We start from the raw sequence: 20,908 nt of genomic DNA on the forward strand, positions 1-20,908 counted from the left end.
GCCATAAAAACGGGAATGATTTTTGCTGGTATCCGTTTATTTAGAATTCTTATAAACACTTCACAAACTTCGATAAGCGATGCTTGTCGGTGAAAAGGAGCCTCGATTATGCAGCAAACCCTGAAGCGCACTTCTTTGACCTTGTTGATTAGCGGCGCGTTGAGCGTCATTGCCGTAAATAGCAGTTTGGCGGCGGAGGTTCCGGCCGGCGTCCAATTGGCGCAGCAGCAGAATATTGTCATCAACAACGGCAGCGAAGTGGCTTCATTGGATCCGCATAAGGTCGAGGGCGTACCCGAAAGCAATATCATTCTTAACCTGCTGGAAGGGCTGGTGAGTACCGACGCCAACGGGCATGTGGTACCGGCGGCGGCGGCGAGCTGGGAAAACCAGGATTATCGGCAATGGACCTTCCACCTGCGCCCCGGCGCGGTATGGAGCGACGGCAGCCCGGTCACCGCGCAAGACTTCGTCTACAGTTGGCAGCGCCTGGCCGATCCGAAGATCGCTTCTCCCTACGCCAGTTACCTGCAGTACACCAAAGTCGAGAATATCGACGACATCCTGACCGGCAAAAAGAGCCCGCAGACTCTCGGCGTCAAGGCGCTGGACGATCAAACGCTGCAGGTGACCCTGAGCGAACCGGTGCCGTATTTCATCAGCATGCTGAGCCACACGTCGCTCAAACCGGTCAAACGCGCGGTGGTGGAGAAATTCGGCGATAAATGGACGCTGCCCGCCAACTATGTCGGCAACGGCGCTTACCGCCTGAAAGAGTGGGTGGTGAACGAGCGCATTGTGCTGGAGCGCAGCCCGAGCTACTGGAATAACAAGCAGACGGTGATCAACCAGGCGACCTTCCTGCCGATCGCTTCTGAAGTCAGCGACGTCAATCGCTTCCGCAGCGGCGAAATCGATATCACCAACAGCGCCATTCCGCCGTACCTGTACGTCAAAATGAAGCGCGAGGTGCCCGAGCAACTGCACGTTAACCCTTATCTGTGCACTTTCTATTACGAACTCAATAACCAGCGGGCGCCGTTCACCGATCCGCGGGTGCGTGCGGCGGTGAAGATGACGCTGGATCGCGACATTATCGCCAACAAAATCATGGGCCAGGGGCAGATCCCGGCCTACAGCCTCACGCCGACCTTCACCGAAGGCGCCAACTTCACGCAGCCCGCGTGGGCCGGCTGGAGCCAGGAACAGCGCAACGCCGAAGCCAAAAAACTGCTGGCGGAAGCGGGTTACAGCGCCGCCAAGCCGCTGAAGTTCTCGCTGCTGTACAACACCTCCGATCAAAACAAACAGCAGGCGATCGCCGCCGCATCGATGTGGAAGAAGAACCTCGGCGCCGACGTCACGCTGCGCAACCAGGAGTGGAAGACCTCGCTGGAAAGCCGCCATCAGGGGCAGTACGACGTGGCGCGCGCCACCTGGTGCGGGGATTACAACGAGCCGAGCGCCTTCCTGAACCTGGTGCTGTCCAACAGCAGCATCAACACCGTGTTTTACAAGAGCCCGGCGTTCGACGCCATCATGGCCGCCACGCTGAAGGCGCCGGATGAAGCCGCGCGCGCCGCGCTCTACCAACAGGCGGAAACGCAGTTGGACAAAGACTCCGCATTGATTCCGGTGTATTACCGCGTCAGTGCGCGTTTGATCAAACCGACGGTAGGCGGGTTCACCGGCAAAGATCCGCTGGACTATACCGACGTTAAAAATCTGTACATCATCAAGCAGTAAAAGGGGTATTCCTCACGCTGAACCGCAGGGGAATATGGGGAAGGCCCGCCGCCGCATTCGTTCCGCAGCGGCGGGAAAACAGAGTCCGCTTACGGGCAACGCAGGTTCCACGAAGAGCCTGTGATAATAAAAAACTGGAGTCGATAAGTATGACCAACATCACGAAGAAAACCCTCATTGCCGCCGGCGTCATCGCCGCGCTCGGCATCACAGCAACCACCTCCGCCTTCGCGGCCGACGTTCCTGCAGGCGTGCAACTGGCCGACAAGCAAGAAATCGTCAAAAACAACGGTTCCGAAGTGCAGTCGCTTGACCCGCATAAAATCGAGGGCGTGCCGGAAAACAACGTGACCCGCGATCTGATGGAAGGCCTGGCGAACAACAGCCCGGACGGTTCCATCGTGCCGGGCGTCGCGGAAAGCTGGGATAACAAGGATTTCAAAGTCTGGACCTTCCACCTGCGTAAAGACGCCAAATGGTCCAACGGCAAGCCGGTGACGGCGCAAGATTTCGTTTACAGCTGGCAGCGCGTGGTGGATCCGAAAACCGCGTCGCCTTACGCCAGCTACCTGCAGTACGCCCACGTAGAAAATGTCGATGACATCATCGCCGGTAAAAAAGACAAGTCGACGCTGGGCGTGAAGGCCATCGACGACCACACCTTCCAGGTGACCCTGAGCGAGCCGGTGCCTTATCTGGTTGAAATGACCCCACACTACGCCATGAAACCGGTCTATAAGGACGCGGTAGAGAAGTTTGGCGAGAAGTGGACGCTGCCGGCCAACTACGTCAGCAATGGCGCCTACAAACTGAAAGACTGGGTTGTCAACGAACGCATCGTACTGGAACGTAACCCGGAATACTGGGATAACGCCAAAACCATCATCAATAAAGTGACGTTCCTGCCTATTTCGTCGGAAGTGACCGACGTTAACCGCTACCGCACCGGTGAAATCGACATGACCTACAACAACATGCCGATCGAACTGTTCCAGAAGTTGAAGAAAGAGATCCCGAAAGAGGTGCACGTCGATCCTTATCTGTGCACCTACTATTACGAAATCAACAACCAGAAGGCGCCGTTCACCGATGCGCGCGTGCGTGAAGCGCTGAAGCTGGGCATGGACCGCGACATCATCGTCAACAAGGTGAAAAACCAGGGCGATCTGCCGGCCTACAGCTTTACGCCGCCATACACCGACGGCGCCAAGCTGACCCCGCCGGAGTGGTTCGGCTGGACGCAGGAAAAACGCAACGAAGTGGCGAAGAAACTGCTGGCGGACGCCGGCTACGGCCCGGGTAAACCGCTGACCTTCTCCCTGCTGTACAACACCTCCGACTTGCACAAGAAGCTGGCGATCGCCGCCGCCTCCATCTGGAAGAAAAACCTGGGCGTGGACGTGAAGCTGGTGAACCAGGAGTGGAAAACCTTCCTGGATACCCGCCATCAGGGCACCTATGACGTATCGCGCGCCGGCTGGTGCGCCGACTACAACGAACCGAGTTCGTTCCTGAACATGATGCTGTCCGACAGCAGCAGTAACACCCCGCACTACAAGAGCGCCGAGTTCGACAAGCTGATGGCCAACGTGTTGACCGCGAAGACCAAAGACGAACGCGCCGACCTGTATCAGAAAGCGGAAGTGCAGCTGGATAAAGATTCCGCCATCGTTCCGCTGTATTACTATGTGAACGCCCGTTTGGTGAAACCTTACGTCGGTGGCTACACCGGCAAAGACCCGCTTGATAACGTGTACGACAAAAACCTGTACATCATCAAGCATTGATACGGTAAGAGCCGGCGGCGCAGGCCGCCGGCCCATGTTGAGAATAATAAGCCGTCATCAGGCTGTCGCACAGGGTTAGGGCAATGCTGAAATTTATACTTCGTCGCTTGTTGGAAGCGATCCCGACACTATTTATCCTTATTACCATCTCATTCTTCATGATGCGCCTCGCGCCCGGCAGTCCATTTACCGGGGAACGCGCATTACCGCCGGAAGTCATGGCGAATATCGAAGCCAAATACCATTTGAACGACCCGATCTGGAAACAGTACGGTCATTATCTGGCGCAGCTTGCGCAGGGAGACTTCGGCCCGTCCTTTAAATACAAGGACTATTCGGTCAACGATTTGGTGGCCAGTTCTTTCCCGGTGTCCGCCAAGCTCGGCCTGGCCGCGTTTCTGTTGGCGGTGGTGCTGGGCGTTAGCGCCGGCGTGATCGCGGCGTTGAATCAAAACACCAAATGGGACTATACGGTGATGGGGTTCGCCATGACCGGGGTGGTGATACCCAGTTTCGTGGTGGCGCCGCTCTTGGTGCTGATCTTCGCGATTACGTTGAAATGGCTGCCGGGCGGCGGCTGGAACGGCGGCGCGCCTAAGTTCATCATCTTGCCGATGGTGGCGCTGTCGCTGGCCTATATCGCCAGCATCGCCCGTATCACGCGCGGCTCGATGATTGAAGTGCTGCACTCCAACTTCATTCGCACCGCGCGCGCCAAAGGTTTGCCGATGCGTCGGATCATTTTCCGCCACGCGCTGAAGCCGGCGCTGCTGCCGGTACTGTCCTACATGGGCCCGGCGTTCGTTGGGATCATCACCGGCTCGATGGTGATCGAAACCATCTACGGTCTGCCGGGGATCGGCCAGCTGTTCGTTAACGGCGCGCTGAACCGCGACTACTCCCTGGTGTTGAGCCTGACCATTCTGGTGGGCGCTCTGACCATTCTGTTCAACGCGATCGTCGATGTGCTGTATGCGGTCATCGATCCGAAAATCCGTTATTAATCTGGAGCACGCGAATGATGTTGACTAAAAAGAACAGCGAAGCTCTGGAACACTTCAGCGAGAAGCTGGAAGTGGAAGGGCGCAGCCTGTGGCAAGACGCGCGTCGGCGCTTTATGCACAACCGCGCGGCGGTCGGCAGCCTGTTCATTCTGGCGCTGATCACGCTGTTTGTGGTGCTGGCGCCGATGCTGTCGCAATTTGCCTACGACGATACGGATTGGGCGATGATGTCCGCCGCGCCGAGCATGGAATCGGGGCACTACTTCGGCACCGACTCCTCCGGGCGTGATCTGCTGGTGCGCGTGGCGATCGGCGGGCGCATCTCGCTGATGGTCGGCGTGGCCGCCGCGCTGGTGGCGGTAGTGGTGGGTACCCTGTACGGCGCGATGTCCGGCTATCTGGGCGGTAAGGTCGACTCGGTGATGATGCGCCTGCTGGAGATCCTCAACTCCTTCCCGTTCATGTTCTTCGTTATCCTGCTGGTGACCTTCTTTGGTCAGAATATCCTGCTGATCTTCGTGGCGATCGGCATGGTGTCGTGGCTGGATATGGCGCGTATCGTGCGCGGGCAAACCCTTGGCCTGAAGCGCAAGGAGTTCATCGAAGCGGCGCTGGTGTGCGGCGTCTCCACGCGCAACATCGTGCTGCGGCATATCGTGCCTAACGTGCTCGGCGTGGTGGTGGTGTATGCCTCGCTGCTGGTGCCGAGCATGATCCTGTTCGAATCCTTCCTCAGCTTCCTGGGGCTGGGCACGCAGGAACCGTTGAGCAGCTGGGGCGCATTGCTCAGCGACGGCGCCAACTCAATGGAAGTTTCACCGTGGTTGCTGCTGTTCCCGGCGGGTTTCCTGGTCGTCACTCTGTTCTGTTTCAACTTTATCGGCGATGGCCTGCGTGACGCCCTCGACCCGAAAGATCGTTAAGGAGTGCAACCATGAGCACCATTGAACATCCTCAACTGCAAACCGCCGCCGGCATCAAAGCGTCGCCGCTGCTGGACGTGAAAGACCTGCGCGTCACGTTTTCCACCCCGGACGGCGACGTGACGGCGGTGAACGATCTGAACTTCGATCTGCGCGCCGGTGAAACGCTGGGCATCGTCGGTGAATCCGGCTCCGGCAAATCGCAGACCGCGTTCGCCCTGATGGGGCTGCTGGCCAGCAATGGCCGCATCGGCGGCTCGGCCAAATTCAACGGCCGTGAAATCCTCAACCTGCCGGAAAATCAGCTCAACAAACTGCGGGCCGAGGAAATCTCGATGATCTTCCAGGACCCGATGACCTCGCTGAACCCTTATATGCGCGTTGGCGAACAGCTGATGGAAGTGCTGATGCTGCATAAGAAAATGAGTAAAAGCGAAGCCTTCGAAGAGTCGGTGCGCATGCTTGACGCGGTGAAAATGCCGGAAGCGCGCAAGCGCATGCGCATGTACCCGCACGAGTTTTCCGGCGGCATGCGCCAGCGCGTGATGATCGCCATGGCGCTGCTGTGCCGGCCGAAGCTGCTGATCGCCGATGAACCGACCACTGCGCTGGACGTGACCGTCCAGGCGCAGATCATGACGTTGCTCAACGAGCTGAAGCGCGAGTTCAACACCGCCATCATCATGATCACCCACGATCTGGGCGTGGTGGCCGGCATCTGCAACAAGGTGCTGGTGATGTACGCCGGGCGTACCATGGAATACGGCAGCGCGCGCGAGGTGTTCTACCAGCCGAGCCACCCGTATTCCATCGGTCTGTTGAACGCGGTGCCGCGTCTCGACGCCGAAGGCGAGGCGTTGCTGACCATTCCCGGCAACCCGCCGAACCTGCTGCGGTTGCCGAAAGGCTGCCCGTTCCAGCCGCGCTGCCCGTACGCCATGGAACAGTGCGCGAGCGCTCCACCGTTGGAGCAATTTGGGGAAGGGCGCCTGCGCGCCTGCTTTAAACCGGTGGAGGCGTTGGTATGACAGCAGTAACCGACAAGAAAGTGCTGCTCGAAGTGGCCGATCTGAAAGTGCATTTCGACATTCATGACGACAAGCAGTGGTTCTGGCAGCCGCCGAAAACCCTGAAGGCGGTCGACGGCGTTACGCTGCGGCTGTTCGAGGGGGAAACCCTGGGCGTGGTCGGCGAATCCGGCTGCGGCAAATCCACCTTCGCGCGCGCCATCATCGGCCTGGTGAAGGCCACCAGCGGGCGCGTCGCCTGGCTGGGTAAAGATCTGCTGGGCATGAGCGACGCCGACTGGCGCAAAACCCGCAGCGATATCCAGATGATCTTCCAGGATCCGCTGGCTTCGCTCAACCCGCGCATGACCATCGGTGAAATCATCGCCGAGCCGCTGCGTACTTACTACCCGAAAATGCCGCGTCAGGAAGTGAAGGACAAGGTCAAGGCGATGATGCTGAAGGTCGGCCTGCTGCCTAATCTGATCAACCGTTATCCGCACGAGTTCTCCGGCGGCCAGTGCCAGCGTATCGGCATCGCGCGCGCGCTGATCCTCGAACCGAAGCTGGTGATCTGCGACGAGCCGGTCTCCGCGTTGGACGTGTCGATTCAGGCGCAGGTGGTGAACCTGCTGCAGCAGCTGCAGCGCGAAATGGGGCTGTCATTGATCTTTATCGCCCACGATTTGGCGGTGGTGAAACACATTTCCGATCGCGTGCTGGTGATGTATCTGGGCCATGCGGTGGAGCTGGGCACCTATGACGAGGTGTACCACAATCCGCAGCACCCTTATACCAAGGCGCTGATGTCGGCGGTGCCTATTCCGGATCCGGACAAGGAGAAGGAAAAGCAGATCCAGCTGTTGGAAGGGGAGCTGCCTTCGCCGATCAACCCGCCGTCCGGCTGCGTGTTCCGCACCCGCTGCCCGATCGCCGGGCCGGAGTGCGCCAAGACGCGCCCGCTGCTGGAGGGCAGTTTCCGCCATGCGGTTTCGTGCCTGAAGGTCGATCCGCTGTAATGCGCCGCTAGCCGGCAACAAAAAGCCCCGCTTATTCAGCGGGGCTTTTTTTATCCGAAACGTTAGCGGTGAATCACTCTTTCCACAGAATGTGACACAGCTTGTGGTCTTTCTCGCGGCAGATCAGCACGCGGGCGAATACGTCGTTGATCGGCTCGCCGTCGCTGTCCGCCAGACCGATCACCACTTCGGCGAAGAAGTCCGGGTTCAGGTCGTAATCCACGTGCTCGCTCCAGTCTTCGGATGGGTCGTACAGTTCTGCGCCGCCGCGCTCTTCAAACTGCAGATTGAACAGCAGAATATCCGCCGGATCCAGATTGTCGCCGGCCAATTCGAGGAAGATGTCGTAGGCCTGTTCCAGCGTTTCGTCTTCGGTAAGGCGGTTATTCAAATCCATAAAAAAATCCTGATAACAAATGATTTGGCGCTATTAAAGCACGCTCGCCGCGGCTTTTACAGCAACGGGCTGAAAAAGTAGAACAGGCGCTCGACCAGGCGGTGCCAGAACGGCCGCTTCAGCCACTCTTTGGCGTTCAGCAGCTTGGAGCGAGCGATGTAATCTTCCTGCACGCAGGCCAGATCGCTGCCGAAGCCGTCGTCGTCGATCACCAGGGTGATTTCGAAATTCAGCCACAGGCTGCGCATATCCAGATTGACGGTGCCGACCAGGCTGAGCTGGCCGTCGACCAGCACGCTCTTGGTGTGCAGCAGGCCGCCTTCGAACTGATAGATTTTCACGCCGGCTTCCAGCAGCTCGGAGAAGAACGCGCGGCTGGCCCAGCGCACCATCATCGAATCGTTGTCGCGCGGCACGATGATGCTGACCTCGACGCCGCGCAGAGCGGCGGTGCAGATGGCGTGCAGCAGATCGTCGCTCGGCACGAAGTACGGCGTGGTCATGATCAGCTGTTCGCGCGCGGAATAAACCGCGGTCAGCAGTGCCTGGTGGATCATTTCCTCGGGGAAGCCGGGGCCGGAGGCGATCACCTGAATGGTGTGGCCGCTTTCCTGCTCGAACGGCATGATGTTGACGTCCGGCGGCGGCGGCAGAATGCGCTTGCCGGTTTCAATTTCCCAGTCGCAGGCATAGACGATGCCCATGGTGGTGGCCACCGGGCCTTCCATGCGCGCCATCAGATCGATCCATTGACCGACGCCCGCATCCTGTTTGAAATAGCGTGGATCGACCATGTTCATGCTGCCGGTATAGGCGATGTAGTTGTCGATCAGCACCACCTTGCGGTGCTGGCGCAGATCCATGCGGCGCAGGAATACGCGCAGCAGGTTGACCTTCAGCGCTTCGACCACTTCGATGCCGGCGTTGCGCATCATCGCCGGGTAGGGGCTGCGGAAAAATTGCAGGCTGCCGGCGGAGTCCAGCATCAGACGGCAGTGTACGCCGCGCCGCGCGGCGGCCATCAGCGATTCGGCCACCTGATCGACCAGGCCGCCGGGCTGCCAGATATAGAACACCATTTCGATGTTGTGGCGCGCCAGCTCGATGTCGCGGATCAGCGCTTTCAGCGTGTCGTCGGTGGTGGTGAGCAACTGCAGCTGGTTGCCCTTGACGCCGTCGATGCCCTGGCGGCGGTTGCACAGCTGGAACAGCGGTTCGGCGACTTTACTGTATTCGGTGGCGAAGATGCGGCGACTCTCTTTCAGCTCTTTCAGCCAGCGCGCGGTCGACGGCCACATGGCCTTGGCGCGCTCGGCCCGGCGCTTGCCCAGATGCAGCTCGCCGAACGATAAATAGGCGACGATGCCGAACAGCGGCAGAATATAGATAACCAGCAACCAGGCCATGGCAGAGGGAACCGCACGGCGTTTCATCAAAATGCGCATCGTCACGCCGGCGATCAGCAGCCAGTAGCCGAACACCATGAGCCAACTGATTACGGTATAAAATGTTGTCATAAAGGCGAAAAATCCCGTTCGCAAACCACCAATGATGAGTGTACGCACAGATCGGTCAAGGCGAAACCTTTTATCGGCGCTTATGTTACATAAATATGATGAAGTTAAGGCACTTGCCGAAATCGAAAGGGCGGCTTTTAGCGGCGCGGCGCCTGCGATGTCGCCGATAACGGCGACTTGGATCGCGGGCTGAAAGGGCTATAATGCCCGCGGTTGGCATTAGACGAACGAGTGACGGAATTATGAGACGCAGTAGAAATGAAGTGGGCCGTTGGCGAATGTTGCGGCAGAGCCAACGCCGTCGGCATCGTTGGCTGGAGCGCCAGTCTTGCAGCAATCGCCATATTATCCGGGTGCGCCGTCGCCTGGACGATCAGCATCGGCGCGCGCTGCTGTTTGCGGTATCCTGCGAGTGGTAAAACGAAAACAGTCCCGTGAGGGACTGTTTTGTTATGGCGCCTGGGTTTATTTGCCGAGGTAGGCGTTGAGCATCCAGACCTGTTTTTCCTGCTCTTTGATGTAATCGCTCATCAGCGACGCGGTGCCTTCGTCGCCGGCGTCCGCCGCGACCGTCAGCAGTTCACGCTGCTGTTGCAGCAAGATTGAATACCCTTCCAACAGGCCGCGCAGCGTGCCCTTATCATCGGTCACATTGGTGTGTTCCTTGATATCGGCGGTTTTCAGATAGTCGCTGTAAGCGTGGCGCGGCTGCGAGCCCAGCGTCAGAATGCGTTCCGCCAGCTCATCCACCTTGGTCAGCAGATCGTTGTAAGTTTCTTCGAATTTCGCGTGCAGCTCAAAGAATTGCGGGCCGGTAATATTCCAGTGATAGCCGCGCACATTCATATACAGCACCTGATAATTCGCCAACAGCGCATTTAGCGCTTCGGCGAGTTTTGCCGATTGTTTACTGTCGAGGCCGATATGGGTTTTCGCTGCTTTCTTCGCCGTTGCCATAATAATCTTCTCCTGATTATTCGTTCCAAGGGTAGACAGAATCAATTTCCATAGCTGTTACAGTAACCGGATTTATCGCAGGGTTAAACACGATAACAGGCATCATTGCCATCGCTCAAACCGATGACGATAAATCCGTCGAGCAAATTGCCGAATCAGTTTACGCAGGATCCGCAGGCGAAAAAAGCCGCTTTTATCGGTTACTTGCGCAGCGCCAGTTTTACCACGCCGGCGCCCAGCGCCATTAACAGCGCGGCGGCGATCAGTACCATGATAAACGCGCGATCGAAGGCCAAACGCGCCAACTGCGTCAGCTGCTGCGCGCGATCGGCCGCCATCCCGGCCGCCAGGCGCAACGCCTCGTCGATGCTGTCGTAGGCCAACTCGCTGACCGGCAGCTCCGCCGGCAGCGCCAGACTATGGCTGTAGACCGCCGTCATCAGCCCGCCGAGCAACGTCACGCCCAGTACGCCGCCCAGCTCGTAGGAGACGTCTTCGATAGAGGCCGCCATACCGGATTTCTCCTCCGGCGCGTTCAGCATGATGGCGGTGGACGCGGCGGTGATCACGCCGCCGAGACCAAAGCCCACCAACGCCAGGCTCACCAGCTGCAGCGCTATGCTGCTTTGATACAACAGGGCGAGGCCGGCGATGCCGAAGGCGGTCAGGGCGAAACCGCCGAGGATGATGCTGCGTTCGCCATAGCGCGGCAACAGTAAACCGGCCATCGGCCCCGCCAGCGCCGAGGCCAGCGGGATCGGCAAGATGAACAGCGCCGCCTGCAGCGGACTGAGGCCGAGCACCAGCTGCAGGCGTTGGCTGAGCACCAGCTCGACGCCGATCAGGGCCACCATCGACAGCAGCGCCACGCCGATGCCGCCGGCGAACAGCCGGTTGCGGAACAGGGAGAAATCGATCATCGGGTGGGCGCTGCGCTGCTGGCGACGCACGAACAGCGCCAGGAACAGGATGCCGATCAGGGCCGCTGCGAGCAACGCGCTGACGTCAGGCGCCGGCTTACTCAGTTCCTTCAGCGCATAGATAGCGCCGACCAGACCGATCATGATTTGCACCGAGCCGACGATATCGGCGGGGCGCGGGTTATCGCCGCCGCAGCGGGGGATCAGTTTCCACGCCAGCGGCCAGACCAGCAACACCACCGGTACGTTGATCAGGAACACCGATCCCCACCAGAAATACTCCAGCAGCAGGCCGCCGACCACCGGGCCGATGGCCGCGCCGCCCGAGGCCACTGAAGCCCAGATGCCGATCGCCAGCGCGCGTTCGCGTTCGTCGGTAAAGACGTGGCGCACGATGGACAACGTGGCGGGCATCATCATTGCCGCGCCAACGGCGAGGAACACCCGTGCGGCGATCAGCCATTCGGCGGTTGGCGAAAAGGCGGCGCACAGCGAAGCGACGGCAAACACCGGCAGCCCGGCGAGGAACAGCCGCTTATGGCCGACGCGATCGCTCAGCATGCCGGCGCCGGGCAGCAGCCCGGCGACCACCAGCGGGTAGGCGTTGACGATCCAGAGTTTTTGCGAGGCGCTGGCGTCCAGCGCCTGGGTTAAACGTGGCAGAGCGGTATAGAGCACCGTCATGTCGATAACAATCAGGAAAAGGGCGCTGGCGACCATCGTCAGGATCAACCAGCGGTTCTTGGCGTACATAAGTCATAATCCAGTTTACGTGGGCGGCGCGAAGGCGCCGCCATTGCGGTAACCCTCCGGCGATGCCGGGTGGTATACTGGTGATAATATATATCCATACGTTCGTATTGAAAAGAGGGGTTTCTTAATGGGACGTCAACGCAGCATCGATCGCGACAAGGTTTTGGACACCGCCGAAGAGATCGTCGCCACCCAGGGCGCCGCCGGTTTAACCATCGACGCCGTCGCCAAAGCGATGGGGATCTCCAAGGGCGGGGTGCAGTATTGCTTCGGCAGCAAAGACGCCCTGATCGACGCGATGTTCGATCGCTGGGGCAGCGCCTATGAAACGCTGTTCGCGGAGATCGCCGGCGACGATCCTTCGCCGCAGACCAGCGTGCGGGCGCATATGTTGGCTACCCAAAGTTCGGATCAGACCGCCAGCGCCAAGGCCGCCGGGTTGATGGCGACGCTGATTCAAACGCCGGAGCATCTGGCGAGCACGCGCGAATGGTATCGCAGCCGCATCGCCGGGCTGGATTTGACTACCGAAGAGGGTAAGCGCGCGCGGCTGGCGTTTCTGGCCACCGAAGGCGCCTTTATGCTGCGTTATTTCGGTTTGATGGATATCGGCCAGGCGGAATGGGAAACGATGTTCGCCGATATGCAGGCGTTGATTTTAACGGGCAGCGCCTATCGCACTGATAGCTAGTAAAGCGTGCGGCGAAAGGCGTATGTTTATCGCACAAGATATTCCCTCGAAGAACTTTTTAGCCAGCCCCTCCGTGCTGGCTTTTTTTTTGCCTGCGGCAAGCTTCGGAGCAAAGGCCCCCTGAGTGCAGGGGGCGCCGGACATTACTTGCGCGCGTCCAACAGTTGCTGGGCATTCTCTGCGGTGACGACGGTCCACGGAATATAATAATGCTTCTGCGTGCCGCCCTCCCATTTCAGATCTTTGGCGTACTGTTTCCAGATATCCGACTGTGGTTGATAACTTTCCCCTTTCACGGCGCGCAGCGCGACGTCGATGGAACCCTGCATCTGGCCTTTGGCATCTTGCAGGATAGAGACCATTTCACCGGCCTGCACCGCATGAATCGCGTCGGAAACGCCGTCGACGCCGGCAATCGCGAAGTCCTTCACATTCAGGCCGGCCCCTTTAATCGCTTCGATGGCGCCCAGCGCCATCTCGTCGTTCTGGCCAATCACGCCGTTGATTTTGCCCCGGTGTTTCTGCAGCCAGTTTTCCATCAGCGGCTGCGCTTCAGCGCGTGACCAGTTGGCCGTTTTACGTTCAAGCACGGTCACCTGGCCGGCGCCGCACTCGGCAATCGCTTTATCATTGCCCTTGCCGCGCTGGATCTCGCCGCTGCCGCCTTTCGGGCCTTCGATAATCACCACGTTCACCTTCTGGTTCTTGCAGTCGAGTTTGTCCAGTACGGCTTTGGCTTCCAGATACCCGCCCAGCTCGTCATTAGACACCACTTCAGACGTCATCGCGTCCGTGTTCAGGCGCGCGTTGGTGACCACCACCGGGATTTTGGCTTCGTTGGCATTGGTGACGATATCGATATTGGCCTCAAAATCCATCGGGTTGACGATAATGGCATCGGCGCGCGTCTGGATAGCGGTGGCGGCCTGATCGTTTTGCACCGATGCATCATAACGCCCATCGTAGAAAGTCAGTACGGCTTCGCCGCTTTTCACCGCCGGGTGTTCCTTGCCGAACCTTTCCATCAATTGCACGAACTCGGCTTTGTTGCCGTACATCAATACCGCGATTTTAACCGGGGCGGCCTGAGCCGCCGACAGGCTGCCGAACAGCATGGCAGAGGCAAACAACGCTATCTTGGTCTTATTCATGGTTTTCTCCTGGTAGAGTTGGGTCTGATGTTATTAATCGCGCTGTTGCTTACGCGATGGGTCGAGCAAGACGGCAAGAACGATCAATGCGCCTTTGATAATTTGTTGGTAGTACGATTGCACGCCGAGCAGATCGAGGCCGTTATTCATCACCCCGATAATCAGCACGCCGAAGAAGGTGCCGACCAGCGTACCGACGCCGCCGGCCATGCTGGTGCCGCCGATCACCACCGCCGCGATGGCGTCCAGCTCATACCCAGCGCCGGCGTTGGTTTGCGCCGAACCGGTGCGCGCGGTGAGGATCAGGCCGGCGATGCCGGCCAGCGCGCCGCACAGCGTATACACCAGTATTTTGATGCGCGTGACGTTAATCCCCGAGGTGCGCGCGCTTTTCGGGTTGCCGCCGACGGCGTAGATGTAGCGCCCGAAGAGGGTTTTATTCAGCACGAGCCAGGCGAGGGCGAACAGCACGATGAAGATGATGACGGGCACCGGAACGCCGCCGACATAGCCATTGCCTAACCAGCGGAAATCGCTGTTCAATTGCGATACTGGATTGCCGTTGGTGGTCAACATGGTTAACCCGCGCGCCGCGGAGAGCATGCCCATGGTGACGATAAACGGCTGCAACCGGTAGCGAGCCAACACGGTGCCGTTCACCAGGCCGCAGACGATGCCGATCCCCAGCGCCACGATCAGCGGCGCCATAACGGCGGTCGCGGTATCACCGATAGCCAATCCGCTATTGTTGGTGGCGAAGCGGGCGGCGACGATGCCGCTTAACGCCAGCACCGAGCCGACGGAGAGATCGACGCCTGCCGTGATGATGACGAAGGTCATGCCTATCGCCAGAATGCCGTTGATCGAGACCTGGCGCAGTACGATCAGGGTGTTTTCATTGCTGAGAAAATAATTGCTGCTCCAGGCTCCCTGGGCGACCTGATATTCGCCAATCAGCGCCACGATCAGGCACAGCGCGAAAAAGGCGATGATAATGCCGTATTTGTGCATACGGCGCTTATTGCGGGTGAAAAATGACATTCCTGGTGATAAGGAGTGGGCGCTGCTCATTTTGTTTTTCTCTCTCTGTTAAACCGCAAGTTTCATCAGTGCTGCCTGAGTCGCATCGGCTGCCGCAAGCTCGCCGGCCAACTGCCCGTCACGAAACACCAGGATGCGATCGCTCATGCCGATAATTTCCGAAAGCTCGGAGGAAACCATGATGATCCCTTTGTTTTGCAAGGCGAACTCCGACATAAATCGATAGATCTCTTTCTTGGCGCCGACGTCGATACCGCGCGTCGGCTCGTCGAGCAACAACACCTCCGGCTCCAACAGCGCCCAGCGGCCCAGCACCACTTTTTGCTGGTTGCCGCCGCTCAGGTTGCCCACGGGCTGTTCGCCATCGTGGGTTTTAACGTTAAAGCGCTGGATCATGTCGCGGGTTCGCGCTTGCTCCCGTTTTTCGCTGACGAACCCCATTCGGCTTATGCCGGCAAAAGAGGCGATATTGATGTTTTCACTGACGGAACGGCACAGCACCAGGCCGGTTTCCTTGCGATCTTCCGTCACGTAGGCAATGCCGCTGTCGATGGCCTCTCGCGGGGAATGGCGGTTAAGCGTCTTGTCGCCCAAGCGGATCGTGCCGCTGTCGGCATGCTGAATGCCGAAGATAAGATCGAGAAACTCGCTGCGGCCCGATCCCACCAGGCCGTAGATGCCCAGGATCTCACCGTGCTTAAGCTGCAGGCTGATATCCTTTATCTTGCTGCGCCAACACAGGCCGTTGACCTCCAGCAAGACCTCTTCGCCGGGTTGATTGAACTTGGCGAACTCGCTGTCGTACTCGCCGCCGATAATGTGTTCGATCAGCTGCTCACGGGTAATGTCAGCGATATAGCCTTCATGGATATAGGCGCCGTCGCGGAAAATGGTGTAGCTGTCCGCGATTTGGAATATCTCGGACAAACGGTGGGAGACGTAGATAATGCCTTTACCTTTCGCCGCCAGTTGCTGAAGCGTCTGAAAGATTTTTTGCGCATCCTCTTCGCCAATCGCCGAGGTGGGTTCATCCATGATGATGATGTCGGCATTGGCGTGCGACAGCGCTTTGGCGATCTCGACCAGTTGCTGCTCGGCGACGCTCAGGTTGCGCATTTTTTCTCGGGCGTCGATCTTGAAATCAAGTTCCTCGAGCAGACGGGTGGTGCGTTGGTTGAGCGTCGCAAAGTCGACGAAACCCAGGCGTCTCGGCTCGCGGCCCAGCCAAATGTTTTCGGCTACCGTCAGGTCCGGGATCGCGCTCAGCTCCTGCTGCACGATGGCGATGCCGGCATTGAGGGCTTCCCGGGGATGATGAAATTCACAGCGTTGACCATTGATAAAAATGTCGCCGCCATCGGGTTGAATAAAGCCCATCAGAATGCTGAGAAAGGTGGATTTCCCCGCGCCGTTGCCGCCGCACAGGGCATGGATGGATCCGCGCCGCAGGCAAAACTCGGCGTTCTTGAGCGCCACGACCGGGCCAAAGGCTTTCCTGACGCCACTGACTTCCAGCAGGTAGGCAGGGGCTTGCGTATGGGGATCTCGCGTCACGATTGAACCTCCGGGTATGTCCGCTGCAAACGCTGCAGGTACCGTTGATAAAGCGTCTCGTATTGCGTTTGCCTGTCGGCGTTTGGCGTCGTGCGTGTGGCTTCATCCAGGGAAACGAAGCGTTGGCACAGTTCAGCCAAGAGCCCGGCGGCGTTCTGGTGCGGGCGATCGGCCAACGACGTCGCCCACATCGCTTGAATGGCGCCGCCCAGCGCGGCGGTCTCTTTGACGTTCAGGCAGACCACCGGGCACCCCATCACGTCCGCGACGATTTGTCGCCAGGCGGCGCTGCGGGCGCCGCCACCGGTGAGGCGGATCTCGCGCGTTTCGATGCCCTGGCGGCGAAACAGCTCGATGCCATAGCGCAGGCCGTAGGTGGCGCTTTCAACCACCGCCAGGCAGAGATTGGCGCGAGTAAAATTGTCGCTATCGAGGTTATGCAGGCTGGCGCGCGCGTGGGGCAGCGGGGGAACGCGTTCGCCGTTGAAGAACGGCAGCATCTCGACGCCGCCGGCACCCGGCGCCGCCTGCGCCAATAAGCGGTTAAAGCCGTCAAGATCTTCGTCCAGCAGCGTCTGCATGGCCGTGGTGGCCGAGGTGACATTCATGGTGCATATCAAGGGCAGCCACCCGTTGGTGCTGGAGCAGAAACCGGCAATCATGTCGGATTCCGCCACAACGGGCGCGGCGGACCAGGCGAATAGCGTGCCGGAGGTGCCCAGGCTTAGGGTAACGGTGCCGGCCTCGATGTTGCCGGAACCGATAGCCGCCATCATGTTGTCGCCGCCACCGGTCGAGACCCGAACTGCCGGGCCAAGGCCGAGCTTTTCCGCCGCGAAGGGGCGCACCGTGCCGATGCAGCATTCCGCGCTTTTGAGCGGCGGCAGGGCATGCCATAAACGGCCGCTGTCATCGATAAGATTGACGGCGGCTTGACTCCAGCTACGGGCGCGCACATCGAACAGCCCGGTGCCGGAAGCATCGCCATATTCCGCTACACGCTCCCCGGTCAACCAGAAGTTCAAATAATCATGCGGCAGCAGCACGGTGTGCAGTTTTGCCCAGAGCGCCGGATGGTGCGTCTTGAACCAAAGGATTTTTGACGCGGTATAACCGGTGGCGACCCGCAGGCCGAGCTTGTCCAGCGAGCCCTTGGCGCCGCCGAGCCGCTGCAGCAGCAGTTCGTTTTCCTCCGCGGTTTCGGTATCGCACCACAGCTTGACGCTGTGCAGCACGTTGCCGTCTGCGTCCAGCGGCACAAATCCATGCTGTTGGCCCGAGACCCCCAGAGCGTTAATTTCCCCGGCATCAATACCGGCGTTAGTCACGGCTTGGCGAAACGCGGTGACCAACGCCTCAATCCACCAGTCGGCCTCTTGTTCGCGCCGGCCATTGGCTTGGCTGATGAGGCGGTGAGGGGCGCTGCCCTCACCGAGGATCACGCCCTGTGTGCTGTCGACAATCACGACTTTCGTGCCTTGCGTACCGCAGTCTATGCCAGCATAGAGCGCCATAGGATCACTCCATTTCCAGCATGATTTTGATGTCCGAGGCATATCCCGCCGCCGCGCGCTCGAAGGCGGCCACGCTGTCGGAGAATTTGTAGGTTTGGCTTATCAACGGTTGGACGCGCAATTTGCCGCTGCTCAACAACCGCAGCGTGCGCGGATACATGTTGGCGTAGCGGAAAATGGTCTTGAAGGTGATTTCCTTGGCCTGCGCGGCGACGATATCCATCGGCGCGGCGTCGATCGGCATGCCGACCAGCACGGCGGTCGCCCCTGGCGCCGCATGTTCGGCCAGCGTAGCGATAGCCGGTTTTGCGCCGCTGCATTCAAACACGATATCGACGCCATTGCCGCTGGTGAGCGCAGCCACTTTCCCCGCCAGGTCGCCGGTTTTGATATTGACGGCGTGCAGCCCTTCATAGCTGGCCGCCACGGCGAGTTTCTCGTCAAACAGGTCGCAGATAATGACGTCCGAGCAGCCACCCGCCAGCGCCGCGAGGGCGGTGACCACGCCGATCGGCCCAGCGCCGATCACCAGCGCGATATCGCCGGGTTTGATCCCGGCTTTGGTGGCCGCTTGCATGCCGATGGCCAGGGGTTCAACCATGGCGCCTTCAGCGAAACTGACGTTGTCCGGCAGTTTGAACGTGAATGCGGCGGGGTGGATGACGGTTTCGCGCAAACAGCCGTGCACCGGCGGCGTCGCCCAGAAGCGAACGGCGGGGTCCAGGTTGTAAATCCCGGCGCGCGTCTGCGCCGAGTTGAGGTCGGGAATGCCGGGCTCCATGCAAACGCGATCGCCGACGCTGAGGTGAGTGACGTTTTCACCTGTCGCGAGCACCACGCCGGCGGCCTCATGGCCGAGCACCATCGGGGCTTTGACCACAAACGGGCCAATGCGGCCATGCTGGTAATAGTGCACATCGCTGCCGCAGATGCCCACGGAATGAATTTTTATCTTTACATCGTCGGGCCCCAGCGTTTCGGCCAGTTGGACGTCCTCGATAGCGATTTCCCCCGCTTTGGCCAGCACTAATGCTTTCATATTGCCTCCTGGTGAATCATTTTTATGGTAACGGTATCATTTCAATGCGGCGATAGTGAGCTAATGCGGGTGGTTAAACTGTGATCAATGTTGGAATTACTCGACGAGAGTTAATTTTGCTGGCGGGTTGTTATTCAATATAGCGATGGTGGTCACAAAATCGGCGTGGCAATGACGGTTTTAATATCGGCCTGTTGATATCGATACCGTTACTTTGCCGGGGGAATGATGAACAAACAACAAAGCGCCAGAGCCGCTACGCTGGAGTATTTGCGCCAGGCGGACATTATCTTGACCGAAGAAGAACAGCAACGCATTGAAATTGCGACGTTTGGTCTGGCCGACTATCCCGCGTCCGGGTTGCAGCTGCTGACCTACGTCAACTCACCTCGGTATTGCGCGAAAGAGCTGGTGCTGTTTCCTGGGCAGACTTGCCCGGAACATTTACACCCTCCCTTTGCCGGCACGCCCGGCAAGCAAGAGACGTTCCGTTGCCGTTGGGGAGAGGTGTTTTTGTTTGTCGATGATGAAAATCTGACGCCCAACGATCGCGGCGGCCAACCGGTATGCCGGGTGCCAGAGGGTGCGGAGCAGTGGTATACCTGTCATCGCTATATCCTCTTGCGGCCGGGGGAACAATACACCATTGCGCCCAATACCCGTCACTGGTTTCAGGCGGGGAAGCAGGGCGCGGTGGTGTCCGAGTTCTCTTCCGAGAGCCGTGACGAGCTGGATATTTTTACCGATCCGCGAATTAACCGTCTTGCCGGCGTAAACCATTAGCGCCAAGAACAAAGTTCTGTCATGATGCCGGGAATGATACAAAATGATACCTTCAAGCTAAGGAGCTGCATTTGGCCGTGGGTCGAGGACGGAAAGCGACGCTGGCTAGCGTCGCCGCACAGGCGAACGTCAGCAAAATAACCGCTTCGCGGGCATTTTCACAGCCGGACAAGGTCCATCCGGAAACGTTGAGGAGAATTCGGGAGACCGCCGCCGAACTCGGTTACGTGGTCAATGCCGCGGCGCGCAATCTGCGGGCGAAAAGCAGCAGAACCATTGGCATCGTCAACCCCGACATGGCCAACCCATTCTTTGGCGGCCTGACGCGCCTGATGACGCTTGAAGCGCAAAAGATGGGGTACGACACGCTGGTGTTCGACTCCTATGAGTCTCAGGAAAGCGAAGACAGAATCATCGACAAACTCATTGGCTACAACGTCGATGCGATCATTCTCTCGGTCATTTCCAACGATCATCTGTACCGGCCTTCCTACCTCAAACGTCTGGAAACGCTTAATATACCGGTGGTGTTGATCGATCGGGAATTGGAGAGTCACCACTGCAGCGGGGTGTATATTGATAATCTGGATTGCGGCCTTCAGGCGGGGCGTTGGCTTCTGGAACAGCAGGCGCAGCGGGTGGTGGTGATCTCCGGGCCGGAGAATTCCAACGTTGCGCGTGACAGGGTCACTGGCTTGCAGGCGGCATTGCAAGGGAAGGTGGCTTCGCTCGACGTGCGGTATGCCGATTTCTTTATGGATGTCGCCTGGCAAGAGACGAGCCGCTGGCTGGCCAATAACCCCGCCCCCGATTTTTTCGTCGGCTGCAATAACCAGATCTCGCTGGGCATCATCAAGGCCTGTATCGAACATCGGTTGCCGTTGATGCAGGACGTGTCGTTGTTCAGCATCGATGAGGTTTCACATGCCGAGATCTACGGTTTCCATTTCCCCTGTGTGTCACACGACTTGCAAGAGATCGCCTGGCAAGCGTTGAATCTGGCGATCCGCCGTATTGCCGATCCTGAGATAAAGCCGGGCAAGGTGGTGGTGCGGGGAAAACTCGTCGTGTAACGGTGCCGGCAACGTGTAGCCGACATCTCCGT

19 protein-coding genes are annotated in these 20,908 nt (G+C 58.9%); 10 read left to right on the forward strand and 9 right to left on the reverse strand.

Annotation, left to right across the window (positions count from 1 at the left end):
• Window positions 1-108: 108 nt before the first annotated feature.
• The 6 genes from ACJ8J1_RS06020 (at window position 109) to oppF (ending at window position 7,486) form a co-directional block, all read left to right on the forward strand.
• Window positions 109-1,746 carry an ABC transporter substrate-binding protein gene (locus tag ACJ8J1_RS06020; RefSeq protein WP_033643299.1) on the forward strand — a complete coding sequence of 546 codons (1,638 nt, stop codon included), beginning with the start codon at window positions 109-111 and terminating at the stop codon, window positions 1,744-1,746.
• Window positions 1,747-1,895: 149 nt separating this feature from the next.
• The gene (gene oppA / locus ACJ8J1_RS06025) at window positions 1,896-3,533 is read left to right on the forward strand and encodes an oligopeptide ABC transporter substrate-binding protein OppA (protein ID WP_033643298.1); all 1,638 of its coding nucleotides are present in this window, start codon (window positions 1,896-1,898) and stop codon (window positions 3,531-3,533) included.
• A gap of 83 nt (window positions 3,534-3,616) precedes the next feature.
• Entirely contained in the window at window positions 3,617-4,537 is a 921-nt protein-coding gene (oppB, locus tag ACJ8J1_RS06030) for an oligopeptide ABC transporter permease OppB (protein ID WP_004932150.1), read from the forward strand.
• 14 nt (window positions 4,538-4,551) lie between these two features.
• Window positions 4,552-5,460 (forward strand): oligopeptide ABC transporter permease OppC, encoded by a 909-nt coding sequence (gene oppC, locus ACJ8J1_RS06035; RefSeq protein WP_033643297.1) that lies wholly within the window; start codon window positions 4,552-4,554, stop codon window positions 5,458-5,460.
• A gap of 11 nt (window positions 5,461-5,471) precedes the next feature.
• A complete protein-coding gene (locus ACJ8J1_RS06040) occupies window positions 5,472-6,488 on the forward strand; it encodes an ABC transporter ATP-binding protein (protein WP_033643296.1) in 1,017 nt (338 codons plus the stop codon).
• Window positions 6,485-7,486: a murein tripeptide/oligopeptide ABC transporter ATP binding protein OppF gene (oppF, locus tag ACJ8J1_RS06045; RefSeq protein WP_019452737.1), complete on the forward strand. Its 1,002-nt coding sequence runs from the start codon at window positions 6,485-6,487 to the stop codon at window positions 7,484-7,486. The genes ACJ8J1_RS06040 and oppF overlap by 4 nt, the downstream gene beginning before the upstream one ends.
• Before the next feature lie 73 nt (window positions 7,487-7,559).
• Here the strand turns inward: oppF and ACJ8J1_RS06050 are convergent, their stop codons facing one another.
• A complete protein-coding gene (locus ACJ8J1_RS06050; protein ID WP_004932139.1) occupies window positions 7,560-7,883 on the reverse strand; it encodes an HI1450 family dsDNA-mimic protein in 324 nt (107 codons plus the stop codon).
• 56 nt (window positions 7,884-7,939) lie between these two features.
• Entirely contained in the window at window positions 7,940-9,400 is a 1,461-nt protein-coding gene (cls, locus tag ACJ8J1_RS06055; RefSeq protein WP_033643295.1) for a cardiolipin synthase, read from the reverse strand.
• Between the two features lie 242 nt (window positions 9,401-9,642).
• Here cls and ACJ8J1_RS06060 point away from each other — a divergent pair, with 242 nt between their 5' ends.
• Window positions 9,643-9,819 (forward strand): YciY family protein, encoded by a 177-nt coding sequence (locus ACJ8J1_RS06060; RefSeq protein ID WP_025159792.1) that lies wholly within the window; start codon window positions 9,643-9,645, stop codon window positions 9,817-9,819.
• A gap of 46 nt (window positions 9,820-9,865) precedes the next feature.
• Here the strand turns inward: ACJ8J1_RS06060 and ACJ8J1_RS06065 are convergent, their stop codons facing one another.
• Window positions 9,866-10,357 carry a Dps family protein gene (locus ACJ8J1_RS06065; RefSeq protein WP_019452735.1) on the reverse strand — a complete coding sequence of 164 codons (492 nt, stop codon included), beginning with the start codon at window positions 10,355-10,357 and terminating at the stop codon, window positions 9,866-9,868.
• A 200-nt stretch (window positions 10,358-10,557) separates the two neighbouring features.
• Window positions 10,558-12,030: a multidrug efflux MFS transporter SmfY gene (smfY, locus tag ACJ8J1_RS06070; protein ID WP_033643294.1), complete on the reverse strand. Its 1,473-nt coding sequence runs from the start codon at window positions 12,028-12,030 to the stop codon at window positions 10,558-10,560.
• Window positions 12,031-12,157: 127 nt separating this feature from the next.
• Between smfY and ACJ8J1_RS06075 the strand changes: the two genes are divergently transcribed.
• Window positions 12,158-12,721: a TetR/AcrR family transcriptional regulator gene (locus ACJ8J1_RS06075; protein ID WP_033643293.1), complete on the forward strand. Its 564-nt coding sequence runs from the start codon at window positions 12,158-12,160 to the stop codon at window positions 12,719-12,721.
• A 143-nt stretch (window positions 12,722-12,864) separates the two neighbouring features.
• Here ACJ8J1_RS06075 and ACJ8J1_RS06080 read toward each other — a convergent pair whose 3' ends face one another.
• Genes ACJ8J1_RS06080 through ACJ8J1_RS06100 form a run of 5 tightly spaced genes read right to left on the reverse strand, consistent with a single transcriptional unit; the run spans window position 12,865 to window position 19,020 of the window.
• Window positions 12,865-13,872, reverse strand: coding sequence for a substrate-binding domain-containing protein (locus ACJ8J1_RS06080; protein ID WP_033643292.1), 1,008 nt, complete (start codon window positions 13,870-13,872; stop codon window positions 12,865-12,867).
• A gap of 33 nt (window positions 13,873-13,905) precedes the next feature.
• Window positions 13,906-14,943: an ABC transporter permease gene (locus ACJ8J1_RS06085; RefSeq protein ID WP_033643291.1), complete on the reverse strand. Its 1,038-nt coding sequence runs from the start codon at window positions 14,941-14,943 to the stop codon at window positions 13,906-13,908.
• Between the two features lie 18 nt (window positions 14,944-14,961).
• Window positions 14,962-16,470, reverse strand: a complete 1,509-nt coding sequence (locus tag ACJ8J1_RS06090) for a sugar ABC transporter ATP-binding protein (protein ID WP_405053039.1) — start codon at window positions 16,468-16,470, stop codon at window positions 14,962-14,964.
• A complete protein-coding gene (gene xylB / locus ACJ8J1_RS06095; RefSeq protein ID WP_033643289.1) occupies window positions 16,464-17,981 on the reverse strand; it encodes a xylulokinase in 1,518 nt (505 codons plus the stop codon). The genes ACJ8J1_RS06090 and xylB overlap by 7 nt, the downstream gene beginning before the upstream one ends.
• A 4-nt stretch (window positions 17,982-17,985) precedes the next feature.
• The gene (locus ACJ8J1_RS06100; RefSeq protein WP_033643288.1) at window positions 17,986-19,020 is read right to left on the reverse strand and encodes an NAD(P)-dependent alcohol dehydrogenase; all 1,035 of its coding nucleotides are present in this window, start codon (window positions 19,018-19,020) and stop codon (window positions 17,986-17,988) included.
• 228 nt (window positions 19,021-19,248) lie between these two features.
• On the opposite strand from ACJ8J1_RS06100, the gene ACJ8J1_RS06105 reads away from it, so the two are divergent.
• Both ACJ8J1_RS06105 and ACJ8J1_RS06110 read left to right on the forward strand, forming a co-directional pair.
• A complete protein-coding gene (locus tag ACJ8J1_RS06105) occupies window positions 19,249-19,803 on the forward strand; it encodes a D-lyxose/D-mannose family sugar isomerase (RefSeq protein ID WP_033643287.1) in 555 nt (184 codons plus the stop codon).
• A 71-nt stretch (window positions 19,804-19,874) separates the two neighbouring features.
• Window positions 19,875-20,876 carry a LacI family DNA-binding transcriptional regulator gene (locus ACJ8J1_RS06110; RefSeq protein WP_033643286.1) on the forward strand — a complete coding sequence of 334 codons (1,002 nt, stop codon included), beginning with the start codon at window positions 19,875-19,877 and terminating at the stop codon, window positions 20,874-20,876.
• The last annotated feature ends 32 nt before the right edge of the window (window positions 20,877-20,908 follow it).

Source organism: Serratia sp. CY37869, assembly GCF_052168895.1.
Lineage (GTDB): Bacteria > Pseudomonadota > Gammaproteobacteria > Enterobacterales > Enterobacteriaceae > Serratia > Serratia ureilytica.

Bases quoted from the DNA above. Each gene is read 5' to 3' on its own strand.
- xylB (WP_033643289.1), bottom strand. From the start codon at position 17,981: ATGGCGCTCTATGCTGGCATAGACTGCGGTACGCAAGGCACGAAAGTC.
- smfY (WP_033643294.1), bottom strand. From the start codon at position 12,030: ATGTACGCCAAGAACCGCTGGTTGATCCTGACGATGGTCGCCAGCGCC.
- ACJ8J1_RS06080 (WP_033643292.1), bottom strand. From the start codon at position 13,872: ATGAATAAGACCAAGATAGCGTTGTTTGCCTCTGCCATGCTGTTCGGC.
- cls (WP_033643295.1), bottom strand. From the start codon at position 9,400: ATGACAACATTTTATACCGTAATCAGTTGGCTCATGGTGTTCGGCTAC.
- ACJ8J1_RS06060 (WP_025159792.1), top strand. From the start codon at position 9,643: ATGAGACGCAGTAGAAATGAAGTGGGCCGTTGGCGAATGTTGCGGCAG.
- ACJ8J1_RS06075 (WP_033643293.1), top strand. From the start codon at position 12,158: ATGGGACGTCAACGCAGCATCGATCGCGACAAGGTTTTGGACACCGCC.
- oppF (WP_019452737.1), top strand. From the start codon at position 6,485: ATGACAGCAGTAACCGACAAGAAAGTGCTGCTCGAAGTGGCCGATCTG.
- ACJ8J1_RS06065 (WP_019452735.1), bottom strand. From the start codon at position 10,357: ATGGCAACGGCGAAGAAAGCAGCGAAAACCCATATCGGCCTCGACAGT.
- oppA (WP_033643298.1), top strand. From the start codon at position 1,896: ATGACCAACATCACGAAGAAAACCCTCATTGCCGCCGGCGTCATCGCC.
- ACJ8J1_RS06085 (WP_033643291.1), bottom strand. From the start codon at position 14,943: ATGAGCAGCGCCCACTCCTTATCACCAGGAATGTCATTTTTCACCCGC.
- oppC (WP_033643297.1), top strand. From the start codon at position 4,552: ATGATGTTGACTAAAAAGAACAGCGAAGCTCTGGAACACTTCAGCGAG.
- ACJ8J1_RS06050 (WP_004932139.1), bottom strand. From the start codon at position 7,883: ATGGATTTGAATAACCGCCTTACCGAAGACGAAACGCTGGAACAGGCC.
- ACJ8J1_RS06105 (WP_033643287.1), top strand. From the start codon at position 19,249: ATGAACAAACAACAAAGCGCCAGAGCCGCTACGCTGGAGTATTTGCGC.
- ACJ8J1_RS06040 (WP_033643296.1), top strand. From the start codon at position 5,472: ATGAGCACCATTGAACATCCTCAACTGCAAACCGCCGCCGGCATCAAA.
- ACJ8J1_RS06100 (WP_033643288.1), bottom strand. From the start codon at position 19,020: ATGAAAGCATTAGTGCTGGCCAAAGCGGGGGAAATCGCTATCGAGGAC.
- ACJ8J1_RS06020 (WP_033643299.1), top strand. From the start codon at position 109: ATGCAGCAAACCCTGAAGCGCACTTCTTTGACCTTGTTGATTAGCGGC.
- oppB (WP_004932150.1), top strand. From the start codon at position 3,617: ATGCTGAAATTTATACTTCGTCGCTTGTTGGAAGCGATCCCGACACTA.